The following is a 350-nucleotide window of genomic DNA, read 5'->3' as shown; positions in this document are numbered from 1 at the left end:
ATAACTTGAACGCGGAACATCAAAGGTTTCGCAGACCAATTCAACAGGCTCAAGCTCACTTAACTGGTCTACTATCGAGTATTGTTCATCTCGTCTGACATCAAGAGAGCTGTAGCCTTTTTTAGTATGGACTTTTCACGTTCCAAACGATTGATTCGCGCTTCAAGTTCTTGAATTTTCTGCTGCTCAGGCGTTAGAGCCTTGGACTGAGGTGTTTCACCACCACGTTCTTGCTTCAGCTGCTGGACCCAGCGCCTCAAAGCCGTTTCACCGACATCCAGGGACCGACATGCTTCGGGCACTGAGTATCCTTCATCCAGAACCAAGGCAGCGGCTTCCAATTTAAATTC

Annotated in this window: 1 pseudogene; it reads right to left on the bottom strand. The window is 47.7% G+C overall.

From position 1 onward, the window contains the following. A pseudogene (locus tag CWB98_RS23190) lies at nucleotides 1–350 on the bottom strand (transposase); the annotation flags it as partial.

This window comes from Pseudoalteromonas rubra (assembly GCF_005887115.1).
Lineage (GTDB): Bacteria > Pseudomonadota > Gammaproteobacteria > Enterobacterales > Alteromonadaceae > Pseudoalteromonas > Pseudoalteromonas rubra_F.
Note: the sequence above shows the minus strand (reverse complement) of the source record. Positions and strands in the feature narration are given on the sequence as shown.